Below are 22579 nucleotides of genomic sequence, written 5' to 3' on the forward strand. Positions count from 1 at the left end.
TACGGGTCAGACCGGCAGCAGACGGGACACGACGTCGGCAAGCTGCTGGGCCGAGCGGCACTCGTGCATGCTGATGACCTCGTTGTAGACCTTCGCCGCGGAGTCACCCGTTCCCCATTGCCCCTTCGGCTCGGGGTTGAGCCAGTGCGCGTGCTTGGCTACTGCCACCATCTGCGACAGCGACTGAAGGTTGGGATCGCGGTAGTTGTTGCGACCGTCGCCGAGTACCAGTAGCGACGTGCGACTGGTGATCGACTGCGCGAACTTCTCCTGGAACACTCCGAAGGCGTGTCCGTAGTCTGAGTGGCCGTCGTAGGTGATCAGTTCGGCCTCACGCACCATCCGTGACATCGCTGATCCGAGGTCTGCGTTCGAGTCGAAGAACCGCGTGACCTCGTCGGTCGTGTCGATGAACGCGAACACCCGCACGCGCGAGAACTGCTCACGCAAAGCGTTCACGAGCAGCAGAGTGAAATGGCTGAACCCCGCCACCGAGCCGGACACGTCGCACATCACCACAAGTTCGGGCCGCGCCCGCTTCGGCTTGCGCTGCACCAGATCGATCGGCACTCCGCCCGTCGACATGGACTTGCGCAACGTACGACGTAGGTCGATCGAACCCGCGCGAGAGCGGCTACGACGCACGGCGAGACGACTGGCCAACAAGCGAGCCAGGGGTGCGACGTTCTTCTTCAGCGTGGTGAGTTCGGCATCGGACGCTCGCAAGAAGTCGACTTCCTCGGCGAGTTTCGGAACGCCGTACGTGGCGACCCGCTCCTTGCCCAAATTCTCGGCTGTGCGTCGACGCGTTTCCTTCTCGACCATCTTGCGGAAGTCCGCGATGCGCTGCGCTGCCGTGCGCTTGGCGACCTCGGATTGATAGTCGGAGTTGTCCTTGCCCTCTGACCCGGAACCCTCCTGGTTGCCGAGCAGGCCCTGCAGGATCTTGTTGAGCAACGTCTCCGGGGCGACGTCGCGCAGCGCCTGGTAGGCGGAGAACGACGGGCCGTTACTCGACTGGTACTGCCCGAGTTCCTCGACCATCGCGGCGGTCAGGAGTTCGGTCATCTCCATCGCCTCGTCACTGCCGTCTGTCAGCAGTTCGGCAATGAGCTCACGCAATGCCTGCAGGTCGATCGAGCCGTCTGGCTTGCGCGGCAGTGTGACGTCGACGTCGCCGACCGCACGGTCACCGATCGCCTTGGGGAACCACAGGTCGAAGACGGCGTCGAACGTCGCCCGGTGGGTCGGCCTGCGCAGGAGCGAGCACGCCAGCCCTTCACGAAGCGCTTCACGATCGAGCAGATCGAGAACCGACATGACCTGACCGGCGTCGACGGTCTCGGACGGGCCGACCATGATTCCGCGTCGCCGCAGCGCCTCGACAAAATCGACGAGGTGACCGGGAATCCCGTGCGGCGCTGCCAGGCCGCCAGGTGAGAGCGGCGACGTCGATCCTGCGGGAGCCATGTCAGACCTCAGTTCAGCCGAAGTTCAGCGGCGGCACGCACCTGGTCCGACTGGTGCTTGAGGATCACGCCGAGCGTGGCGCGAACGGCATCGTCGTCGAGAGTGTCCATGCCCAAAGCAAGAAGGGTGCGTCCCCAGTCGATGGTCTCGGATACCGAAGGGACCTTCTTGAGCTGCATTCCGCGAAGAACACGAATGGTGTTGACCAGCTGCTCGGCAATCGCTTCAGGAAGCTCCGGCACACGGCTTGCGAGGATGCGACGCTCGAGGTCGGCGTCCGGGAAATCGAGATGCAGGAAGAGGCAACGACGCTTCAGAGCCTCCGAGAGTTCACGAGTGGCATTCGAGGTCAACACCGTGAACGGCTTGCGGGTGGCGGTGATCGTTCCGAGCTCGGGGATCGTGACCGCGAAGTCGCTGAGCACTTCGAGGAGCAGACCTTCGATCTCGACGTCTGCCTTGTCCGTCTCGTCGATCAACAGCACCGTCGGGTCCTCGCGGCGAATGGCCTTGAGCAGTGGACGTGCGAGCAGGAACTCCTCCGAGAACACATCCGCCTTCGTCGAATCCCAGCTGTGGTCGACCGCGACATCACCCCTCGCTCCGCTCGCCCCGCCCGACTGAATCCGAAGTATCTGCTTCGCGTGGTTCCACTCGTAGAGCGCACGAGCCTCGTCGACGCCCTCGTAGCACTGCAGACGCACCAGTTCTGCGCCCGTGGTCTGGGCGACTGCGCGGGCGAGTTCCGTCTTTCCGACACCGGCCGGGCCCTCGATGAGCAGCGGCTTGCCCAGACGATCGGCCAGGAAGACTGCCGTCGCGGTGGCCTTGTCGGACAGATAGCCGGTTTCGGCCAGCCGTTCGATCACGTCGTCGACGGTCGAGAAGAACGGCGTCGTGTCGGGAAGTGCTCGGTCCACGGTTAACTCCTTGAGAGGTGGGGCAAGTCTGGTGAACTTTTCAGGCGGGTCGGGTATGCCCGTCGCCCCAGACGATCCACTTGGTGGACGTCAGTTCCGGTAGCCCCATGGGGCCACGCGCGTGCAGTTTCTGGGTAGAGATGCCGATCTCGGCGCCGAACCCGAACTGCTCACCGTCGGTGAAGGCAGTCGACGCATTGACCATCACTGCCGCAGCGTCGACTCGAGCGGTGAACTCGCGGGCAGCCGAGAGATCGGATGTCACGATGGCTTCGGTGTGGCCGGTCCCGTACTGGTCGATGTGCTCGACGGCAGCGTCCAGGTCCTTGACGACCTTGAGGGCGACGTCGAGGGTGAGGTATTCCTTCGACCAGTCGTCCTCGGTCGCGGGAACCAGTCCCGGCAGATCACCGTGCACGACGACGTCGTGCATCTGAAGCGCTTGGAGCAGCTTCGGCACGGCCGTCTCGGCAATAGCGGCGTCGACCAGCACCGTCTCTGCCGTGTTGCACACACTGGGCCGACGGGTTTTGGAGTTGAGAAGAATCTTCTCGGCCATCAGTAGATCGGCGGCCGAGTGAACATAGACGTGGCAGTTACCGACACCGGTCTCGATGGTGGGCACGGTGGCATCACGCACGACGGCACTGATCAAGCCGGCACCGCCGCGCGGGATGACGACGTCGACGAGGCCGCGGGCCTGGATCAGGTGCGTGACCGTCGACCGATCCGCACTCGGCAGAAGTTGAACGGAATCCTCGGGCAGTCCCTGGTCAATCAACGACGCGCGCAGAGCCGCCACTAACGCTTCGTTGGACTTGACCGCCGAGGACGAACCACGAAGCAGCGCAGCATTTCCCGACTTGAGAGTGAGCCCGAAAGCGTCGACGGTAACGTTGGGGCGAGCCTCGTACACCATGCCGACGACACCGAGCGGAACGCGCTGCTGGCGTAGCTCCAAACCGTTCGGCAAAGTAGATCCACGAAGCACTTCACCGATCGGATCGGGTAGTCCGGCAACCTGACGCAAACCCGACGCGATGCCCTCGATCCGCTCAGCGGTCAGACGAAGACGGTCGAGCAGCGATTCCTCGGTGCCGCCCGCCTTCGCGGTGTCGATATCGAGAGCGTTGGCCGCGAGAATCCGATCACTTGCCGCGAGTACCGCGTCGGCTGCGGCGTTGAGCGCAGCATCCTTCTGCGCGGTGGTCAGCAGAGCCAGGACGCGCGAAGCCTTACGGGCTCGGCGTGCGGCGTCGTGCACGACGGACTTGGTGTCGGACGCGTTCGAGTCGACGGTTTCTGCGTTGGAAGTCACAGCGGTCATGAATACACATTAACCACCCACCGTGACGGCCTGCTCGGCGGAACGAGGCTGTGACCACCCGGGACCATTCCGGCGGACCGCCGGGGAACAATTCCGATGCGGGGCGCTGTTGCACCCACCGACCTTCTTCTTCGAGTCAGGAGCCATCCGTGAGTGTGTTGTTCGAGCCTTTGACCCTGCGCGGCGTCACCATCCCGAACCGCGTCTGGATGGCACCGATGTGCCAGTACTCCGCTGACGTCATCGGCGACCAGGTCGGAGTGCCCAACGAGTGGCATCGCACGCATCTGGTGAGCCGTGCAATCGGCGGCACCGGCCTGATTCTCACCGAGGCGACGGCCGTCAATCCCGAAGGCCGCATATCGGCAGCTGATCTGGGGATCTGGAACGACACGCAGGCGCAAGCCTTCGCCGAGATCAACGCGCAACTCGCGTACTTCGGCGCAGTGCCCGGAATTCAGCTGGCCCACGCCGGACGCAAAGCGTCGACGCAGGTTCCGTGGCGCGGCGGCAAGAGTCTGCCCGCCGACGACCGACTCTCGTGGCAGACGGTTGCCCCGAGCGCGGTTCCGTTCGGTCACCTTGCCGATCCGGTCGAGCTCACCACGGAGGGCATCGAGAAGGTCGTCGCGGACTTCGCAGCGGCGGCTACCCGCGCATTGAAGGCCGAATTCAAGGTCGTGGAAATTCACGCGGCCCACGGATACCTGATCCATCAGTTCCTCTCCCCCGAGAGCAACAAGCGAACGGACCGCTACGGAGGCAGCTTCGAGAACCGCATCCGATTGCTCCTCGAAATCCTGAGCGCAGTCCGCGAGGTGTGGCCGGCCGAGCTACCGCTCTTCGTCCGGGTCTCGGCGACCGATTGGCTGACGGAAGAGCGTGGGCTCGAGGTCGACAGCTGGACCGCGGATCAGACCGTTGCCCTCGCCAACATCCTCTCCGACTACGGCGTCGATCTCGTCGACGTGTCCACCGGCGGTAATTCACCGGCGGCTAAGATTCCGGTGGAGCCGGGATACCAGGTTCCGTTCGCCCGTCGCCTGCAGAACGAGAGCCTGCTACCGGCCGCCGCCGTCGGCCTCATCACCGAACCCGAACAGGCCGAGAAGATCGTCGAAGACGGAAGCGCAGTGGCGGTGCTCCTCGGCCGCGAACTGTTGCGTGATCCCTACTGGGCGCGCCGGGCGGCCCGTGAACTGAACGCCGAGGTAGGACCGCATATCCCGTCGCAGTACGCCCGCGCCTTCTAGCCCGAAAATCGGCTCCCGCGCACAACTTTGATAGCGTAAGCGTCTTACTTGCCGGTAGTCCGGAGCCCTGTGGGCTCCGGACACTGCCGCGGGCCAGAGCCGTGCGACGGGGGTCGCAACGAGCCACAGGGCACGCGGACGCTCGATTTCCCGACCGGCTCATCGGCGAGTGGGCAACGAAAAGATGCGTGCATCAGGTACGTGCCCCGCTCGGTTCGATGATTGCGCTGGGGAGCGCATGTCATGACTACACCAGAGAACTCGATCAGCGCTCTCGAAGTGGCCGAATCACCCGATGTCTGCGTCACCGACAATGCGTCCGTCAAGCGCGCTGTCAAGGCAACGATGCTCGGAAATGCCATGGAGTGGTTCGATTTCGGCGTTTACGCATATCTAGCTACCACTATAGGAAAAGTGTTCTTCCCGGACGCGAGCGGCAGCGCTCAACTCCTCTCGACGTTTGCAATTTTTGCGGCTGCCTTCATCGTCCGCCCTCTCGGCGGATTGTTCTTCGGTCCACTCGGTGACCGCATCGGACGCAAGAAAGTCCTGGCCACCACCATCATTCTGATGGCGGGCAGCACCTTCGCCATCGGCCTCATCCCGAGCTACGAATCCATCGGTATCGCCGCCCCGATCCTGCTGGTACTCCTACGCCTGTTGCAGGGCTTTTCCACGGGCGGCGAATACGGCGGGGCCAGTACGTTCGTCGCCGAATACGCACCGGACAAGCGCCGCGGTTTCTTCGCCAGCTTCCTCGAATTCGGGACTCTGGCAGGATATGTGGCGGCAGCGGGCATCGTGACGATCATCCAGACCGTCGTCAGTGCCGAGGACCTACTCCAGTGGGGCTGGCGCATCCCCTTCCTCATTGCCGGACCTCTGGGTCTCATCGGCCTGTACCTCCGTCTGCGTTTGGAGGAAACCCCCGCATTCCAGATGATGGAGCAGGCCGAAGAGCGCTCCCTCGCAGATGAATCCACAGGCAAGAAACTACGCGAAACTCTCGTCGACAACTGGCGTCCGCTTGTTCTGTGCATCGTCCTGGTGGCCACGTACAACATCGCTCACTACGGCCTGCTCAGCTACATGCCGACGTATCTGACCAACACGTTGGGTTACGACGAATCCCACGGACTCGTTCTGATGATCATCGTCATGATCGTGATGATGATGGGAATCAGCTACGTCGGAAAGTTCTCGGACCGAGTCGGGCGTAAACCCTTGCTGCTCAGCGGTTTCATCGGATTCTTCGTCCTGTCCCTACCTGCCTACCTTCTGATCGGCGTCGGCAACTACGTGACGGTCTTCCTGGGACTCGCAATTCTCGGCGGTTTGCTCCTGCTGTTCGTCGGAGTGTTCCCGTCCGTGCTTCCCGCACTCTTTCCGACCGGAATCAGGTACGGCGGCTTGGCAATCGGATACAACCTCGCGGTCTCCATCTTCGGCGGGACCACTCCCCTGGTGCTCACCGCCCTCGAAAGTGCAACGGGCAGCAACTTGGTCGCACCGATGTACATGATGATCGCCGCAGTGATCGGCGGTATCGCAGTCCTGATGATCCCCGAGACCGCACGCAAGCCACTCGACGGCTCTCCGCCCTCTGTCGCCACCGACGAGGAAGCACGTCGGATCATCCGCAAGGTTCGTCGAAAGAGAATGAAGGCCGATAACCTCGAGGTATGAGCACGCCTCGAATCGTCGTCGTCGGCAGTATCAACATGGATCTGACCACGTCAGTGTCCAGATTCCCCGCTCCGGGAGAAACGCTACTCGGCACTGCCTTTGCCACCGCGGCGGGAGGCAAAGGCAGCAACCAGGCCATCGCCGCCGCGAAAGCCGGTGGGGACGTGTCGTTCGTCGGCGCGGTCGGCGACGACGGTTTCGGCACCCAATTGCGCGAGACCCTGCAAGACGCCGGGGTCGACACCGCGTTGCTTCGTAGTGTCGACGGCCCGAGTGGCGTTGCCGCCATCACCGTGAGCGAGGACGCGGAGAACAACATCATCGTCGTCCCGGGCGCCAATTCCTCGGTCACCTCGTTGTCAGAAGCAGACCTCGACGCGATCGCACACGCCGACGTTCTACTGTGCCAACTCGAAATCCCGGTCGAGACAGTTACAGCAGCAGCCGAGCACGCACATGCCAACGGGACGACGGTCATCCTCAATCCGTCTCCTGTGCAAGAACTTCCGGATCCACTGATCGATGCAGTCGACATCTTGATCGTCAACCAGACCGAGTCGGAGCAGTTGGCCGCGGTCACCGGTCGCGTCCGATACCTCGTCACGACGCTCGGGGCCGGCGGCGCGGATCTCCGGTCGGGCGAGGAGACAATCCACGCCGACTCCCCGGCCGTGACACCCGTGGACACAACTGGCGCAGGCGATGCTTTCACCGGCGCCTTCGCCGTGGAGTGGGTGCAGGGCCAGGACCGCGCCCTGCAGTTTGCTGCCACGGCGGGAAGTCTGGCGACGACGGTCCGCGGCGCGTCGGTGTCGTCACCCACTCGCGCTGCGATCGAAAAAGTCCTGAACCGACAGCTTGACCCTGACACCGTGTGAGGTCGTAAACCTGTAGGTATCGGGTTCGTGAGAGAGAAACGGGGCGAGCAATAATGTTGAGCATCGGAGACTTTGCGAGAGCAGGTCGTGTGTCGGTGCGCATGCTCCGCCACTACGACGCCATCGGCCTGCTCACACCCGCGAGGGTCGACGCATCCACCGGGTATCGCTCGTACACCGCGGGCCAGTTGGCGCTGCTCAACCGCATCGTCGCTCTCAAGGAGTTGGGCCTGACTCTGGCCCAGGTCCAGCAAGTGGTGGAGTCGGCGGTCACCGTCGACGAGATCCGCGGGATGCTCACGCTTCGCCGAGCAGAACTCGAAACCCGAATCCAGGAAGACACCGCGCGACTGGCGCATGTACAGGCGCGCCTCCGCATCATCGAAAGTGAGGGACAGATGTCCGCATACGAGGTTGTGATCAAGTCCGTTCCGGCGCTGCGGGTCGCGGAGTTGACCGGTACCGCCAAGACGATGGATCCGTCGTCGATCGGCCCGGTGGTTCGCGGGTTGTACGAGCGGCTTTGTACCGGTTTGGATCGCGCCGGTATCGCCGCGATCGGACCCGCCGTCGCGTATTACGAGGATGCCGGTGACGACGAGAACGTCGTCGTGCATGCCGCGCTGCCGGTAGACGCGGATCCCGAGGGCGACTACGAGTTCGCTGTGGTGGACCTGCGGGCCGAAGAGCACGTGGCCTCGCTGATGCACAAGGGTTCGATGGACAACTGTCTGCCCGCCTATCAGGCACTGGCTCAATGGATCGACGCAGCGGGATACCGCAATGCCGGCCCCAGCCGTGAGGTGACGCTGGCGTGCCCGGAGGATGTCGACGGCTGGGTCACCGAGCTACAGGAACCTGTTGCCAAGGCCTGAAGCCCGCACGTGTCGGCAGGGTCGTGCACCATGGGGTCCATGACCACCGCCACTGCCCCAGCCATGCGCGACGAAGCCGAGCGGCTGCTCCGCGAACTCGCGGGGCCGGATGCCCGGCTACGCGAGGACCAGTGGACGGCCATCGAGGCGCTGGTGGTGCAGCGCAAACGCGCGCTCGTCGTACAGCGGACCGGCTGGGGCAAATCTGCGGTCTACTTCATCTCGGCGAAGCTGCTCCGGGCAACGGGCCACGGCCCCACCGTCATCGTCTCTCCGTTGTTGGCCCTGATGCGAAACCAGGTCAGTTCTGCCGAACGTGCCGGAGTGCGCGCCGCAACCATCAATTCGGGCAACGTCACCGAATGGGACGACATCCATGCCCGCGTCGCAGCCAATGATCTCGACGTCCTTCTGGTCAGCCCCGAGCGCCTGAACAACCCTGACTTCCGCGATCAGGTGCTCCCGGCCCTGGCAGCTGATGCCGGCCTGGTCGTAGTCGACGAGGCTCACTGCGTTTCCGACTGGGGCCACGACTTCCGTCCCGACTACCGCCGCATCAGGACCTTGATCGCCGAACTCGGCGAGGGCATTCCCGTCCTCGCAACCACGGCGACGGCCAACAACCGCGTCGTCGAGGACGTGTCCGCCCAACTCGGCGTCGGCGGTGAGGAAACCCTCGTCCTTCGCGGCGGGCTCGAACGCGAGTCGCTTCACCTCTCTGTAGTCCACATTCCGGAGGCGACGGCGCGCGCTGCCTGGCTTGCCGACATGCTCGAGACGCTGCCGGGTTCGGGCATCATCTACACGCTGACGGTTTCGGCCGCGCGCGACCTCGCAAGCCTGCTCTCCGAGCGCGGCCATACCGTCGCCGCCTACACGGGCCAGACCGATCCCACTGAACGTGAATCTCTCGAGCAGGACTTGTTGGGTAATCGCGTCAAGGCTCTGGTGGCCACCTCGGCACTCGGGATGGGCTTCGACAAGCCTGATCTCGGGTTCGTCGTCCACCTCGGCGCACCGTCGTCGCCGATCTCGTACTACCAGCAGGTGGGCCGCGCCGGTCGTTCCACCGACAGGGCAGACGTGATCCTCCTGCCTGGCGCCGAGGACAAGCAGATCTGGAGTTACTTCGCCTCGGTCGCCTTCCCCCGCGAGCACCTGGTCCGCAGCGTCATCGAACACCTCGACACCGAAAAGGCCACGTCGACACCGGCACTCGAACCTCTGGTGGAGCTCAATCGCACGCGTCTCGAGATGGTCCTCAAAGTCCTCGACGTCGACGGCGCGGTCAAACGCGTCAAGGGCGGGTGGATCAGCACCGGCGAACCCTGGGTGTACGACGCCGAGCGCTACGGCCGACTCGACGACGCTCGCCAGGCCGAGCAGGCCGCAATGGTCGAGTACCAGAGCATCACGACGTGTCGAATGACCTTCCTGCGTGAACAACTCGACGATCCTGGTCTGACCTCGGAGAACTCACAGTGCGGTCGCTGTGACAACTGCACAGGCAATCGCTACGACACCACTGTCGACACCGCCGCCCTCGACGAGACTCGGGCGCGCTTGCAGCGCCCCGGATTCGACCTGGAGCCGCGCAAGATGTGGCCGACCGGCCTGAGCAAGCTGGGCGTCAAGCTGTCCGGGAAGATCACCGAGGGGCCCGAAACCGGGCGCATTCTCGGACGGATGTCGGACCTGGGCTGGGGTCAACGTCTCCGCGCGCTTTTCGACGGTCCCGACGCCGAGGTACCCGATGCGGTGGTCAGCGCGTGTATCAGCGTTCTGGCCGCCTGGAATTGGGCCGAGCGACCCACCGGTGTCATGGCCCTCGAATCCACAACGCATCCTTTGTTGGTGTCGAGCCTGGCTGCCAAGTTGGCCGAGGTCGGGCGATTGACCGACCTGGGCACTCTTCGCTTGCGCCCCGACCACCCTCCGGTGTCGGCAGCAAACTCCGCCTACCGCGTGTCCGGACTGGTCGATGTTTGGGAAGTCCCGGACATGAGCATCCACCAGGGACCGATACTTCTTGTCGACGCAATCGCCGATACCGGTTGGACTTTCACGATGGCCGCGCGCGCACTTCGACAGGCTGGTGCTCACTCTGTACTTCCGTTGGCGCTCGCAAGCCCGAAATAGCGAGTTTTTGCCCGAAATAGTCGCTCCGACAACGGCAAAAGTTACATAATGTGAGCACCATCACATTCATGTCCTCACCTGGGGCGCAACGGGTTCCACACGGCCCGAAACGGACATCTGCATGACTTCGACAGCAATGATTGTTACGTTCAGATGACCGATGAAGCCTGTTGATACGAGAGCTATCCCGACCACCGCGCCGGACGCGGTGTTGTTCAGAAGCCCACAGATCGATGACGGAGTCCGGCTCTGGGAGATCGCACGTGATTCGAAGGTGCTCGACCTCAATTCGAGTTATGCATACCTGTTGTGGTGCAGGGATTTCAGCGCGACGTCCATCGTCGCGGAGGTAGACGGCCGCGTAGTCGGATTCGTTTCCGGTTATACCCGTCCCAGCGCTCAGGAAACCCTGTTCGTGTGGCAAGTTGCGGTCGACGAAGACCAGCGCGGCAAGGCAATTGCTGCCCGCATGCTGTCCGACTTGATGGATCGCACTGCCCCACTGGGTGTTACACATCTGGAGACCACGATCAGCCCCGACAACGAGGCTTCGATCGCACTCTTCACCGCGCTCGCACGTCGGCGCGAAGTACCGATAACCAGGCAGACCTTGTTCTCGCCCAACGATTTTCCCGATGGACACGAAGCCGAAGATCTTTACACGATCGGCGCCTAGCGCACTTCGCGCTCGGCATACAGCATGCCCCGGAGGAACAAAGAAGATATGAATATCAACGAAGCAAGCATTTTTGAAACCCTCGAGTCCGAGGTTCGCAGCTACTGCCGTGACTGGCCCGCAGTGTTCACCAGCGCATCCGGATCCTGGATTCGTGACGAGAACGGGCGCGACTACCTCGATTTCTTCGCCGGTGCCGGCGCCCTCAACTACGGCCACAACAACCCGGTGCTCAAGTCCGCACTGGTCGACTACATCATGAGCGACGGCATCACGCACGGTCTCGACATGTCGACAGTCGCCAAGCGTGAGTTCCTCGAGACCTTTCAGCGCAACATCCTCGAGCCGCGCGGCCTGGACTACAAGGTCCAGTTCCCCGGCCCGACCGGATCGAACACCGTCGAGGCTGCACTGAAGCTGGCCCGCAAGGTCACCGGACGTTCGGCAGTCATCAACTTCACCAACGCATTTCACGGAATGACACTTGGTGCACTCTCCGTGACCGGCAACTCGATGAAGCGCGCGGGCGCCGGTGTCCCCCTCGTGCACACGACACCGATGCCCTTCGACAACTACTTCGACGGCGTCACCGAGGACTTCCAGTGGTTCTCCCGCGTTCTCGATGATTCCGGCAGTGGAATCAACCGCCCCGCGGCAGTGATCGTCGAAACCGTGCAGGGTGAAGGTGGCGTCAATGTCGCTCGCCCCGAATGGCTTCGGGCGCTGGCAACACTGTGCTCGGATCGCGGAATCCTGTTGATCGTCGACGACGTCCAGATGGGTTGCGGCCGTACCGGCCCGTTCTTCTCCTTCGAAGAGGCCGGAATCGTTCCCGACATCGTCACGTTGTCCAAGTCGATCAGCGGCTACGGAATGCCGATGGCGCTCACGCTGTTCAAGCGTGAACTCGACGTCTGGGGACCGGGCGAGCACAACGGCACCTTCCGCGGCAACAACCCGGCGTTCGTCACCTCCAAGGTGGCACTCGACCACTACTGGTCCGACGACGCACTCACCAAGACGACGTTGAAGAAGGGCGCACGCATCAGCGAATGCTTCGCCAACCTCTCCGATCAGTTCCCCGGCGAGGTCTCGCACCGCGGGCGTGGCTTGGTTCAGGGCCTCGTCTTCGAACAGCCCGAGCGCGCCGGCAAGGTCTGCCAGTTGGCATTCGACGAGGGATTGCTCGCCGAGACCTCCGGACCCTCCGACCAGGTTGTGAAACTGCTTCCCGCACTGACGATTACCGACGACGAGCTCGAGCACGGCCTCTCCATTCTGGCCGAGGCGACACTCAAGGTCTGCAGCTAGAGGAAGGACTCTCCCATGATCGTTCGCACCACCACCGAGATCACCGACACCGACCGCGACATCACGAGTGAGGACGGAAACTGGCGCAGCAAGCGCATCGTCCTCGGCGGCGACCGCGTCGGGTTCTCGTTCCACGAGACCACCATCAAGGCGGGTTCGGTCAACGAGTTCCATTACGCCAACCACGTCGAGGCTGTCTGGCTCGTCGAGGGCACCGGCAAGCTGATCGACCTCGACAACAACAAGGAATACGATCTCGCACCGGGGTCGATGTACCTGCTCAACGGCCACGAGCGTCACCGCGTCGAGCCGGACACGCAGATGCGCATGCTGTGCGTGTTCAATCCGCCGGTCACCGGGCGTGAGGTGCACGACGAGAACGGTGTCTACCCACTGGTGGAGGTCCCCGCGTAGCGTCTAGTCATGGCGACTGACACCTCTCCACGCGTAGCGATCGGCCCCGTCCCCGATGCACTGCTCGACAGCGCGGTGCTTCGGGGCGGTGGTCTGATCAGTCCGATCGACACTGCGGACGCCCTGATCTGGGCGGGCTCACCCGAGACCTTTCCGTCGGAGTTACCGGCGTCGGTCAGGTGGGTGCAGCTTCCGTCGGCGGGAATCGAGGATTGGTTCGACTCCGGTGTGATTCCGAAGGACACAGAAATCACGTGGACCTCGGCGGCCGGTGCGTTTTCGGCGTCGGTGGCCGAGCATGCACTCATGCTTCTCTTGGCCGGAGTTCGTCACTTGCCTGCACACATCGAGGCTCGAACGTGGCGTCAGTTCGAGTTCTTTCCCAAGATCGGCACCCTTCGTGGCTCGACGGTTGCGATCATCGGCGCGGGCGGTATCGGCCGCGCGCTGATTCCGATGCTGGCCGCGCAGGGGGCGGACAGCATCGCAGTCAATCGTTCCGGTAGCCCGGTCCCCGGGGCGATCTCCACGTACCCCGCATCCAGAATGGATGAAATCTATTCTCGCGCAGATCACTTCGTGATTGCTGCGCCCGCCACCCCGGCCACCCGTCACCTCGTGGGCCGTGCGCAGTTGGCGGCGATGCAACCCCATTCCTGGGTGATCAATGTCGCGCGCGGATCACTGGTCGACACCGACGCACTGGTCGAGGCCATCGAGTCGGAACAGATCGGCGGCGCCGGTCTCGACGTCACCGATCCCGAACCCCTCCCGGACGGTCACCCACTGTGGGATCTGACGAATGCGATCATCACACCCCACGATTCCAATCCGCCAGGCGTTCGCCCCGCCGCCTTCGCGGATCACGTCTCCAAGAACGTGACCCGCTTCGCGAAGGGTGAGGCGCTGGCTGCCCTCGTGGACCCAGTAGCCGGATACTGAGCACGCCGCCGAAGCTCGAATGCTCGGACCACGGTTGCCACAAATTACTGTGGCGACTGCGTCTCCGGAAAGAAGAGCGCCCGCGCCCGGCGAGCGACCTCTTCGGCAGGTACATCCTCGACCTTCGTGCATACTGCCCACCTGTGGCCGAACGGATCGAGAAACACTCCATGCCGGTCGCCCGAAAATGTATCGGCCACAGCCGTGACCAGCGTGCCTCCCTCGGTGACTGCCCGAGCGACAAACTCGTCCGTGTCCTCGGTGTAGACGACGATTGACGAATGCACCCAGCCGTCCTGCGGTGATTTGAGACCGAAGTCCGGAATCTCCTGCGAAAGCTGCAGCATCGAATCGCCGATCCGGATCTCCGCATGCATGAGGGAGCCGTCAGGTGCGTTCATCGCATCGACTATCTCAGCTCCAAGTGCTCGTTTGTAGTAGTCGAGTGCGGCATGGCCGTCCGGCACCGCAAGGTAGGGAGTGATCGTGCGGTAACCAGCAGGGATCGGGTTCACTGTGTTCATGTGTACGAGTATTGGCGATCGCACAGGTGTTCTATTGAACATTTCGGACTTCCTCCGCGCCTCCGTCTCGCACACGCGCCTATCCTGGAACGGTGCCTACCGACAACAGCCGCCTCGACGCCCTCCCCGAGCTCCTGGCCGGCCGTCGCCTGGCAGTTCTGACAGGCGCCGGCATCTCCACCGACTCCGGAATCCCGGACTACCGCGGACCTGATTCACCCCCGCGCAATCCGATGACGTTCCAGCAGTTCATCGGCGATCCGGCGTTTCGGCGGCACTACTGGGCGCGCAACCACATCGGCTGGCGATACATGGACAGCTCCCGCCCCAACCAGGGCCACCGGGCCGTCGCGGCACTGGAACGAACAGGGCGAGCCGTCGGCGTGATCACCCAGAACGTCGACCTCCTGCACACCAAGGCCGGCGCGCGAAACGTCATCGACCTCCACGGCACCTACGCGCAGGTTCGATGCCTGAGCTGCCAGCGGCTGATCTCCCGCACCACTCTCGCGGAGAGGCTGGAAGAAGCCAATCCCGGATTCGCCGAAACAGTCGCTGCTGCAACAGGAGTCGAAATCGCACCCGACGCAGATGCCGTGATCGAATCCACCGCACACTTTCGCGTCGTGGATTGCGCCGTGTGCGGTGGCTTACTCAAACCGGACATCGTCTACTTCGGCGAATCCGTCCCCAAGGAACGCGTCGCCCGTGCATACAGCCTTGTCGACCAATCCGACGCTCTGTTGGTAGCCGGGTCGTCGTTGACCGTGATGTCCGGCCTACGTTTCGTCCGGTATGCCGCCAAGACCGGGAAGCCGATCGCCATCGTCAATCGAGGCACGACTCGCGGCGACGAATTCGCCGACCTCAAGCTCGAAGTCGGTTGCGCTGAAGCACTTTCCGCCCTCGTCGAGCACGAAAGCTACAGCGCCACCAAGTCGTCCGCGTGAACCACGGGACGCTGCATGTCGGCCGGTAGATCGGTGGTGGAGCGCCCCAGGATCTCCTCGATCTCCGCAGCGTCGAACGCAACGACACCCCGGGCGACGGGCTTCTCCCCCGGCCCCATCAGGGACACTACGTCGCCGGCGTGGAAGTCACCGGATACACCGACGATGCCAGCGGACAGAAGGCTTCGACGCTTGGACACGACCGCGCGGACGGCGCCTTCGTCGAGGTGGAGGTCACCCGATGTGTCAGCGGCGTGACGAACCCAGAATCGGCGGGCCGACAATCGCGTCGGCCGGGGCGCAAATGCCGTTCCGACATCGGCACCACTGAGTGCCTGCGCAGCGTCCGATGCTGCCGCGAGCAGAACCGGCACGCCGGAATCAGCGGCCAGGCGTGCTGCTGAGAGCTTCGACGCCATGCCTCCGGTACCGAGGGCGCCACCCGAACCGGCAACCACACCGTCGAGATCCTCGGGACTGTTGACCTCGGGAATCAGTGTGGCATCGCCCTTTCGGGGATCCCCGTCGTACAGTCCGTCCACATCCGACAACAGGATCAACGCGTCGGCGCCAACCAGATGAGCAACCAGTGCAGCCAGCCGATCGTTGTCACCGAATCGAAGTTCGGTGGTGGCAACGGTGTCGTTCTCGTTCACGATCGCCACCGCGTGCAATGCCCGTAGACGATCGAGTGTCCGTTGGGCGTTGCGGTGCTGCGTCCGTCGAGCGATGTCGTCAGCCGTGAGTAGAACCTGCCCGACGGTACGCCCGTAACGGGCGAACGACGTACCCCAGGCGTGAGCCAGAGCCAACTGACCGACGCTGGCCGCAGCCTGCTTGGTCGCGAGATCCCGCGGTCGCTTGGTCAGTCCCAGCGGCGCCAGTCCGGCGCCGACGGCACCGGACGAGACGACGACGACATCGGAACCCGCACGCATGCGAGCCTCGATGGCATCGGCCAACAGATCGAGTCGGTGAGTATCGAGTCCCGCCACCAGACTGGTGAGCGCAGACGACCCGATCTTCACGACGATACTGTGAGCCGACGCTATCGACTCCCTGGTGGACCCGAGCACAGTCCCGTTCCCTCTCTTCGGTTTTCGTCCTGAAATCGCGTGGGTCAGGCGTCTTCGTCGAGCAAGCCACGGCGGACACGACGCGCGTGCTTGCGCTCGTCCGCGCCGATGCGCTCCACCTGATCGAGACGCGGGTCGGTTCCACGGCCCGTGCGGGTCAGATCGATACCGGCCGGCGTCATCGGCTCCCACTCGAAGCTGACGTCACCGATGGTGACGGAAGCTCCTGGCTGAGCGCCCTTCTTGACCAATGCGTCCTCGACGCCCAATCGAGCAAGACGGTCGGCGAGGTAACCAACGGCCTCGTCGTTGTCGAAGGCGGTCTGACGAATCCACCGCTCCGGGCGGGTGCCTCGGACGACGAACTCACCGGGAATATCGGGATCCTTCTCGATGGTGAAGCTGGAATCCTTGACCTTGACCGGGCGAATGACCTGGCGCTTCGGCTCGGGCTTCGGATGAGCTTCGCGGTAGTCGCGGACCATCTTCGCCAGCGCGAATGTCAACGGTCGCAATCCTTCTCGGCTCACCGCCGAGATGGTGAAGACCGGCCATCCGCGAGCTTCGATCTCAGGCGTGACCATTTCGGCCAATTCGGCGGCCTCGGGAACGTCGGTCTTGTTGAGGATGACGACGCGCGGGCGCTTGTCGAGGTCACCGAGTCCCGAATCGCCGGAGAGCGCAGGCGTGTACGCAGCCAGCTCTGCTTCCAAGGCGTCGATGTCGGAGATCGGGTCACGTCCCGGATCGAGGGTGGCGCAGTCGATCACGTGCGCCAATACGGCGCAGCGTTCGATGTGGCGCAGGAAGTCCAGGCCCAAACCGCGGCCTTCGCTGGCACCGGGGATCAGCCCGGGCACGTCGGCGACGGTGAAGGTGGTGTCACCGCTCGAGACGACGCCGAGGTTGGGGACCAGAGTGGTGAAGGGGTAGTCGGCGATCTTCGGCTTGGCCGCAGAGAGAACGGACACAAGCGAAGACTTACCGGCGGAGGGGAATCCGAGCAGACCGACGTCGGCTACCGACTTGAGTTCGAGAACCAGGTCACGCTCGACACCGTCCTCACCGAGGAGTGCGAAACCGGGAGCTTTGCGAGCCTTCGAGGCCAGTGCTGCGTTGCCGAGTCCGCCGCGACCGCCCTGAGCGGCGTCGAAGCGTGAACCGACACCCACGAGGTCGGCAAGCACGTTGCCGTCGGTATCGAGAACCACAGTTCCATCCGGAACCTTGAGGATGAGGTCTTCACCGTTTGCACCCTCGCGGTTGCTGCCGGCGCCCTGCTTGCCGTTGGTCGCCTTCGCGTTGGGATGGAAGTGAAAGTCGAGGAGGGTGTGGATGTTCTCGTCGACCACAAGGATGACGTCGCCACCGCGACCTCCGTTGGCACCGTCCGGACCGCCGAGCGGTTTGAACTTCTCGCGGTGTACGGAGGCGCAACCATTGCCGCCTTTTCCAGCGCTGACGTGCAGCACAACACGGTCAATGAATCGGGACATGACTGCCGGATCCTTCCTCAGTCAATTGCGGGTCTCACGCGATGAGCTGAACTTCTGGTGAGCAGGGTTGCTCGGGGCAAAACGGGTACTGCTTAAACAAACGATAGGGGCGGACCGGGTTATTTCAACCCTGGTCCGCCCCTATCGGGAGCTTGGAACGCGTCACTCTCTTACCGAAAGCAGAACCGGCTTACCGAAGTAGAACCGATGACGCACAACTAGCGAGAAAGACTAGACCTCAGCCGCAACGACGGCCGGAACGATGTTCACGGTCTTGCGTCCACGCTTCTGGCCGAACTCGACTGCACCGGCAGCGAGAGCGAACAGGGTGTCGTCGCCGCCACGGCCGACGTTGACGCCGGGGTGGAAGTGCGTGCCGCGCTGGCGAACCAGGATTTCGCCTGCGCTGACCGACTGGCCGCCGAAGCGCTTCACGCCGAGGCGCTGGGCGTTTGAATCGCGACCGTTACGGGAGCTGGATGCACCCTTCTTATGTGCCATGCTATTGACCCTCCTCGGGTGAAATTAGCTAGAAAGAACTGGTTACTTGATGCCCGTGACCTTGAGCACCGTGATCGGCTGCCTGTGGCCCTGACGCTTGTGGTAACCGGTCTTGTTCTTGAACTTGTGGATGCGGATCTTCGGGCCCTTGGTGTGCTCGACGATCTCACTGGTGACTGCGACCTTGGCCAGCTTGGCCGCGTCGGTGGTCAGGTCGGATCCGTCGACCACGAGAACGGGAGCAAGCGAGACAGCAGTGCCGGGCTCACCCTCGATCTTCTCGACCTTGACGAGGTCACCAACAGCGACCTTGTACTGCTTTCCGCCGGTCTTGACGATCGCGTACGTTGCCATCGGAGGGCTACCCCTTGCTTCTTCGAACTTGCTCGCGCTGCTGCCTGAGGCTTCAAATGCATCGCGACTGGTCTGGTTTATGTCACCTCGGCTCGGCACTGACGTACCGGGACATTCACGCACACTCTAGGCACACGGAATCTCTACCGCCGGGTGGCGACCCTCCAAGGTTACGGGAAAGCAACCGTCAGGGTCAAACCGCCCCGCCGAGGGGTGGTGCTCACTACTCTGTACTGCTTCTACCAGCTGAAACTTCGGATAGCGGTTGGATGTCCTCGCTCATCGCGAAGTCATCCAACCGACCGAAAGCCAGTAGTTCTTACTCTCCGTCTACCGGAGGACCTGCGGGACGTGCTGCTGCACGCCTGCGACGGGGTCTCTTGACGACGACAACTTCTTCCTCAGCCTGAACTTCGGTGGCCGGAGCCGGAACGTTTTCCGCGACCGCGTCCACCACGGGTTCCGGAGTCGGAATCACGAAGACCGTGCCCACCTCGGGAGCTGCCTCGGCAACCGGCGCCGACGCTGCCCGCGACGCCCGGCGACTACGCCGACGACCGCGCGGAGCTGCTTCGGTCGAAGCTGCGGCCGACTCGTTGTCCACTGCGGATACTTCTTCCGCAGCAGAGTCCACAACAGGAACGTCATGGTGCTCAGCAGCAGCAGGAGTATCGATCGGCCGATCTTGTTGCCGATCGGCACTTTTGGATGCATCGTCCCCCGAAGACACACCGGCGGAATCAGACTCGGTCGAGTCAGCCGCGACGGTCTCGTCGTCGTCGTGGTGATGCGAGGCCATCGCCAATGCCACCGGATGAGCCCGCTTGACCGTCGCGTCGACGGCCGGAACCTCCGGCGCCGGAGCTTCCTGTCCGTTGGACTCGGTCGAAGCCGACTTGTCTCCGCGGCCACGCTTGTTCTTGCGCGAGGTACCGGAATCACTGCGCTGCGAGCCCGAACGCGATCCTCCGTCGTCCGAGGACTTCACCTCGACGGGCTCGGAATGGACGATGATGCCGCGGCCGTGGCAGTGCTCACAGGTGGTCGAGAAGGCCTCGACCAATCCGGTGCCCAACTTCTTGCGCGTCATCTGCACGAGCCCGAGTGACGTGACCTCCGACACCTGATGGCGCGTGCGATCGCGACCCAGGCATTCGGTGAGCCGACGCAGGACCAGGTCCCGGTTCGATTCGAGAACCATGTCGATGAAGTCGACGACGATCATTCCGCCGATGTCCCGCAGGCGCATCTGGCGAACGATCTCCTCGGCCGCTTCGAGGTTGTTACGGGTGACGGTCTCTTCGAGGTTTCCGCCGGCTCCGGTGAACTTGCCGGTGTTGACGTCGACGACGGTCATGGCCTCGGTGCGGTCGATCACCAGGGTGCCGCCGGACGGCAGCCACACCTTGCGATCGAGTGCCTTGGCCAACTGCTCGTCGATACGGCGAGCCGCGAAGACGTCGATACCGTTGTTCGGCGTGTACTTCTCGAGCCGCGGAAGCAGGTCGGGCGCAACGGAGTTGATGTAGTTCTCGACCGTCGTGTGCGCCTTCTCGCCCTCGATGACCAGCTTGGAGAAGTCCTCGTTGAACAGATCACGAATGACCTTGACCAGCATGTCAGGCTCTTCGTACAGCGCCTGCGGGTTGCCGGACTTACCGGTGTCCGCAGCCGCAGCCTGCTCCTCGATGCCGGCCCACTGAGCCTGCAGACGAGTCACGTCGCGCGCCAACTCTTCTTCGCTGACGCCCTCGGACGCCGTGCGAATGATCACGCCCGCGTCGGCGGGCACGATGTCGCGCAAGATTTCCTTGAGACGCTTGCGCTCGGTGTCCGGAAGCTTGCGGCTGATACCCGTGGACGTACCACCGGGCACGTAGACGAGGAAACGACCGGCAAGCGAAATCTGTGTGGTCAGTCGAGCACCCTTGTGACCGACCGGATCCTTGCTGACCTGAACGAGCACCTGATCGCCCGGCTTGAGGGCCTGCTCGATCTTGCGCGAGTTGCCACCGAGACCGGCGGCCTCCCAGTTCACCTCACCGGCGTAGAGAACACCGTTGCGGCCACGCCCGATGTCGATGAACGCAGCTTCCATGCTGGGGAGCACGTTCTGGACACGTCCGAGGTACACGTTGCCGACCATCGACGCGGACGCCGAGTTGGTGACGAAGTGCTCGACCAGCACTCCGTCTTCGAGGACTGCTACCTGTGTAGTCGCATGCGGCTGACCGCTGTCTGCCCGATCGCGCACGACCATGACGCGATCGACGGCCTCACGACGCGCGAGGAACTCCGACTCGGTCAGGATCGGTGGGCGACGTCGGCCGGCGTCACGACCGTCGCGGCGACGCTGACGCTTCGCTTCCAGACGTGTCGAACCACTGATGCCCTGGACCTCGTCCTTGACGCGGGTCTTGTTGCGCGGCTCGCGCTCGTGAACGACGGTGTTCGGCGGATCGTCCTCGGACGTCGCAGTCGCGTCGGTGGCGCCGTCGGTGCCGGTCTTGCGACGACGACGACGACGGCGACGGCGGCTCGATCCGTCGGCATCGAGATCGGAATCGTCGGCATTCTCGGAATCCGCATCAGCGGTGGACTCGGACTTATCACCGGATTCTTCGCCGGCAGCGTCGTCGGTTTGCTTCTCGACTGCCGCAGGGGCAGATTCCTGCTCCGATTCGGTAGCGGTATCCGACTCTTCGTCCGAACCCTGCTCGCCACCCTGTTCACCGCGACCACGTCCACGTCCACGGCGTCCACGACGACGGCGACGCGGCTGATCGTCGTCCTCGTCCTCGGACTCGGCGCTCTCGCCCTCGGTTTGCGGTGCGGTCACAGCCGGCTCTTCGACGGCAGGAACTGCAACCGGCGCTGCCTCGGGAACGACGGTTTCGGCTTCCGCGGTTGTCTGCTTCTCTTCGACGACCGCCGGTGCAGCAGGCTCGCGGCGTGCGCGACGGCGACGCGGAGCTACCTCGGCGGCTTCGAGATCCGGCTGCAGGAACAGCGGGACCTGCGGCGCGGCGGGAGCCACCTCGGGCTGATGGGTCTGCGGTGCCTCGAAGGAAGTGAACAGATCGGACTGCTCGGCTTCCTTGCTCTGCAGCGCAGCTGCGGCGTCGAGTCCAGCGCTGATCTCGGCGACAGCCGGATCCACTGTTTCTTCTGCTGCAGGTTCTTCGACGACGACCTTTTTGCGAGTGCGACGAGCCCTGACAGGCTTCTCGGCCGGAGCCTCTGCAACAGGAGCAGCCTCCACGGGAGCTTCTGCAACCGGCGCCTCGACAACCGGGTCGATGAGGGTGTCGAGCTCGGCGACGACGGGCTCGATGGCCTCGGCTGCGGAAGTCAACGAGGCATGAATCCGCTGAGCGACGTCACGGTGGAGACTCGACTGCGCGCTGCGCAATTCGGTACCGAGCGCTGCGGCTTCGGCAAGGACCTGCTTGCTGGTGACGCCGAGCAACTTCGCCAGCGCGTGTACGCGCATCTTGTCGGGAAATTCCGGGGTGGTGCTGGAATCTGATTCGGTTGGGGATTGATCGGCCACGTAAGTCTCCTCAGCCCCCGGGCGCGTCCAACCCAGAAGTCGAGTTGTCACGCGGCCACGCGGGAGCGTGCTGTGTGTACTCGCACTCAGAAGTGAGTACGAGATTGTAAGGTCTCGCTCCGCATGGTCCGCAATGCCCGTTATTCACTGCGGGCACATGAAGTGCCTGGCTGGATGGCCGTTGTCCTGTGCGCGAGCGCCTGATCATCCAGCGTGCAGAGGTCCAGGGATTTC

Annotated in this window: 19 protein-coding genes; 10 read left to right on the plus strand and 9 right to left on the minus strand. The window is 63.5% G+C overall.

Features of this window, described 5'->3' with window-relative positions:
- Nucleotides 1–6 precede the first annotated feature (6 nt).
- From A0W34_RS18085 to A0W34_RS18095, 3 genes are read right to left on the minus strand one after another with little or no spacing between them, the layout of a single operon-like run.
- Nucleotides 7–1470, minus strand: coding sequence for a vWA domain-containing protein (locus A0W34_RS18085; protein WP_003944477.1), 1464 nt, complete (start codon nt 1468–1470; stop codon nt 7–9).
- A gap of 8 nt (nt 1471–1478) precedes the next feature.
- On the minus strand, nt 1479–2390 hold the full coding sequence (locus A0W34_RS18090) for an AAA family ATPase (RefSeq protein ID WP_003944506.1): 912 nt from the start codon (nt 2388–2390) through the stop codon (nt 1479–1481).
- A gap of 40 nt (nt 2391–2430) precedes the next feature.
- Nucleotides 2431–3717 (minus strand): glutamate-5-semialdehyde dehydrogenase, encoded by a 1287-nt coding sequence (locus tag A0W34_RS18095; protein ID WP_063316232.1) that lies wholly within the window; start codon nt 3715–3717, stop codon nt 2431–2433.
- Nucleotides 3718–3866: 149 nt separating this feature from the next.
- On the opposite strand from A0W34_RS18095, the gene A0W34_RS18100 reads away from it, so the two are divergent.
- From A0W34_RS18100 to A0W34_RS18140, 9 genes are all read left to right on the plus strand, one after another.
- Nucleotides 3867–4970 carry an NADH:flavin oxidoreductase/NADH oxidase gene (locus A0W34_RS18100; RefSeq protein WP_042924054.1) on the plus strand — a complete coding sequence of 368 codons (1104 nt, stop codon included), beginning with the start codon at nt 3867–3869 and terminating at the stop codon, nt 4968–4970.
- Between the two features lie 243 nt (nt 4971–5213).
- Complete coding sequence (locus tag A0W34_RS18105) at nt 5214–6656, plus strand: MFS transporter (RefSeq protein WP_003944479.1); 1443 nt, start codon at nt 5214–5216, stop codon at nt 6654–6656.
- Nucleotides 6653–7534, plus strand: a complete 882-nt coding sequence (locus A0W34_RS18110) for a ribokinase (RefSeq protein ID WP_081558044.1) — start codon at nt 6653–6655, stop codon at nt 7532–7534. The genes A0W34_RS18105 and A0W34_RS18110 overlap by 4 nt, the downstream gene beginning before the upstream one ends.
- Before the next feature lie 53 nt (nt 7535–7587).
- Nucleotides 7588–8409 carry a MerR family transcriptional regulator gene (locus A0W34_RS18115; RefSeq protein ID WP_054826237.1) on the plus strand — a complete coding sequence of 274 codons (822 nt, stop codon included), beginning with the start codon at nt 7588–7590 and terminating at the stop codon, nt 8407–8409.
- A 39-nt stretch (nt 8410–8448) separates the two neighbouring features.
- Nucleotides 8449–10548: a RecQ family ATP-dependent DNA helicase gene (locus A0W34_RS18120; protein WP_030536630.1), complete on the plus strand. Its 2100-nt coding sequence runs from the start codon at nt 8449–8451 to the stop codon at nt 10546–10548.
- Between the two features lie 160 nt (nt 10549–10708).
- Entirely contained in the window at nt 10709–11224 is a 516-nt protein-coding gene (ectA, locus tag A0W34_RS18125; protein WP_003944572.1) for a diaminobutyrate acetyltransferase, read from the plus strand.
- Nucleotides 11225–11272: 48 nt separating this feature from the next.
- Nucleotides 11273–12535 carry a diaminobutyrate--2-oxoglutarate transaminase gene (gene ectB / locus A0W34_RS18130; RefSeq protein ID WP_007731008.1) on the plus strand — a complete coding sequence of 421 codons (1263 nt, stop codon included), beginning with the start codon at nt 11273–11275 and terminating at the stop codon, nt 12533–12535.
- A gap of 15 nt (nt 12536–12550) precedes the next feature.
- Nucleotides 12551–12949, plus strand: coding sequence for an ectoine synthase (locus A0W34_RS18135; RefSeq protein ID WP_003944463.1), 399 nt, complete (start codon nt 12551–12553; stop codon nt 12947–12949).
- Between the two features lie 9 nt (nt 12950–12958).
- Complete coding sequence (locus A0W34_RS18140; protein WP_007731007.1) at nt 12959–13891, plus strand: D-isomer specific 2-hydroxyacid dehydrogenase family protein; 933 nt, start codon at nt 12959–12961, stop codon at nt 13889–13891.
- Nucleotides 13892–13935: 44 nt separating this feature from the next.
- On the opposite strand, the gene A0W34_RS18145 is transcribed toward A0W34_RS18140, so the two are convergent.
- Complete coding sequence (locus A0W34_RS18145; RefSeq protein ID WP_007731000.1) at nt 13936–14457, minus strand: VOC family protein; 522 nt, start codon at nt 14455–14457, stop codon at nt 13936–13938.
- Between the two features lie 50 nt (nt 14458–14507).
- Here A0W34_RS18145 and A0W34_RS18150 point away from each other — a divergent pair, with 50 nt between their 5' ends.
- Nucleotides 14508–15365 carry an NAD-dependent protein deacetylase gene (locus A0W34_RS18150; protein ID WP_007730998.1) on the plus strand — a complete coding sequence of 286 codons (858 nt, stop codon included), beginning with the start codon at nt 14508–14510 and terminating at the stop codon, nt 15363–15365.
- On the opposite strand, the gene proB is transcribed toward A0W34_RS18150, so the two are convergent.
- From proB to A0W34_RS18175, 5 genes are all read right to left on the minus strand, one after another.
- Nucleotides 15338–16441 (minus strand): glutamate 5-kinase, encoded by a 1104-nt coding sequence (proB, locus tag A0W34_RS18155; RefSeq protein WP_003944552.1) that lies wholly within the window; start codon nt 16439–16441, stop codon nt 15338–15340. The two genes, A0W34_RS18150 and proB, sit on opposite strands and share 28 nt — an antisense overlap.
- A 44-nt stretch (nt 16442–16485) precedes the next feature.
- Nucleotides 16486–17937: a GTPase ObgE gene (gene obgE / locus A0W34_RS18160; protein ID WP_081558045.1), complete on the minus strand. Its 1452-nt coding sequence runs from the start codon at nt 17935–17937 to the stop codon at nt 16486–16488.
- 231 nt (nt 17938–18168) lie between these two features.
- A complete protein-coding gene (gene rpmA / locus A0W34_RS18165; protein WP_003944532.1) occupies nt 18169–18438 on the minus strand; it encodes a 50S ribosomal protein L27 in 270 nt (89 codons plus the stop codon).
- Nucleotides 18439–18480: 42 nt separating this feature from the next.
- Nucleotides 18481–18792: a 50S ribosomal protein L21 gene (gene rplU, locus A0W34_RS18170; protein WP_003944533.1), complete on the minus strand. Its 312-nt coding sequence runs from the start codon at nt 18790–18792 to the stop codon at nt 18481–18483.
- 319 nt (nt 18793–19111) lie between these two features.
- Complete coding sequence (locus A0W34_RS18175) at nt 19112–22345, minus strand: translation initiation factor IF-2 N-terminal domain-containing protein (protein ID WP_081558046.1); 3234 nt, start codon at nt 22343–22345, stop codon at nt 19112–19114.
- Nucleotides 22346–22579 lie beyond the last annotated feature (234 nt).

It is taken from the genome of Rhodococcus sp. BH4 (assembly GCF_002079265.1).
GTDB lineage: Bacteria > Actinomycetota > Actinomycetes > Mycobacteriales > Mycobacteriaceae > Rhodococcus_F > Rhodococcus_F qingshengii.

Excerpts from the sequence above, each read along its gene's own strand:
- A0W34_RS18085 (WP_003944477.1), bottom strand. The coding sequence starts at position 1,470 with ATGGCTCCCGCAGGATCGACGTCGCCGCTCTCACCTGGCGGCCTGGCA.
- A0W34_RS18095 (WP_063316232.1), bottom strand. The coding sequence starts at position 3,717 with ATGACCGCTGTGACTTCCAACGCAGAAACCGTCGACTCGAACGCGTCC.
- A0W34_RS18105 (WP_003944479.1), top strand. The coding sequence starts at position 5,214 with ATGACTACACCAGAGAACTCGATCAGCGCTCTCGAAGTGGCCGAATCA.
- A0W34_RS18110 (WP_081558044.1), top strand. The coding sequence starts at position 6,653 with ATGAGCACGCCTCGAATCGTCGTCGTCGGCAGTATCAACATGGATCTG.
- A0W34_RS18115 (WP_054826237.1), top strand. The coding sequence starts at position 7,588 with ATGTTGAGCATCGGAGACTTTGCGAGAGCAGGTCGTGTGTCGGTGCGC.
- A0W34_RS18120 (WP_030536630.1), top strand. The coding sequence starts at position 8,449 with ATGACCACCGCCACTGCCCCAGCCATGCGCGACGAAGCCGAGCGGCTG.
- ectA (WP_003944572.1), top strand. The coding sequence starts at position 10,709 with ATGAAGCCTGTTGATACGAGAGCTATCCCGACCACCGCGCCGGACGCG.
- ectB (WP_007731008.1), top strand. The coding sequence starts at position 11,273 with ATGAATATCAACGAAGCAAGCATTTTTGAAACCCTCGAGTCCGAGGTT.
- A0W34_RS18135 (WP_003944463.1), top strand. The coding sequence starts at position 12,551 with ATGATCGTTCGCACCACCACCGAGATCACCGACACCGACCGCGACATC.
- A0W34_RS18140 (WP_007731007.1), top strand. The coding sequence starts at position 12,959 with ATGGCGACTGACACCTCTCCACGCGTAGCGATCGGCCCCGTCCCCGAT.
- A0W34_RS18145 (WP_007731000.1), bottom strand. The coding sequence starts at position 14,457 with ATGTTCAATAGAACACCTGTGCGATCGCCAATACTCGTACACATGAAC.
- obgE (WP_081558045.1), bottom strand. The coding sequence starts at position 17,937 with ATGTCCCGATTCATTGACCGTGTTGTGCTGCACGTCAGCGCTGGAAAA.
- rpmA (WP_003944532.1), bottom strand. The coding sequence starts at position 18,438 with ATGGCACATAAGAAGGGTGCATCCAGCTCCCGTAACGGTCGCGATTCA.
- rplU (WP_003944533.1), bottom strand. The coding sequence starts at position 18,792 with ATGGCAACGTACGCGATCGTCAAGACCGGCGGAAAGCAGTACAAGGTC.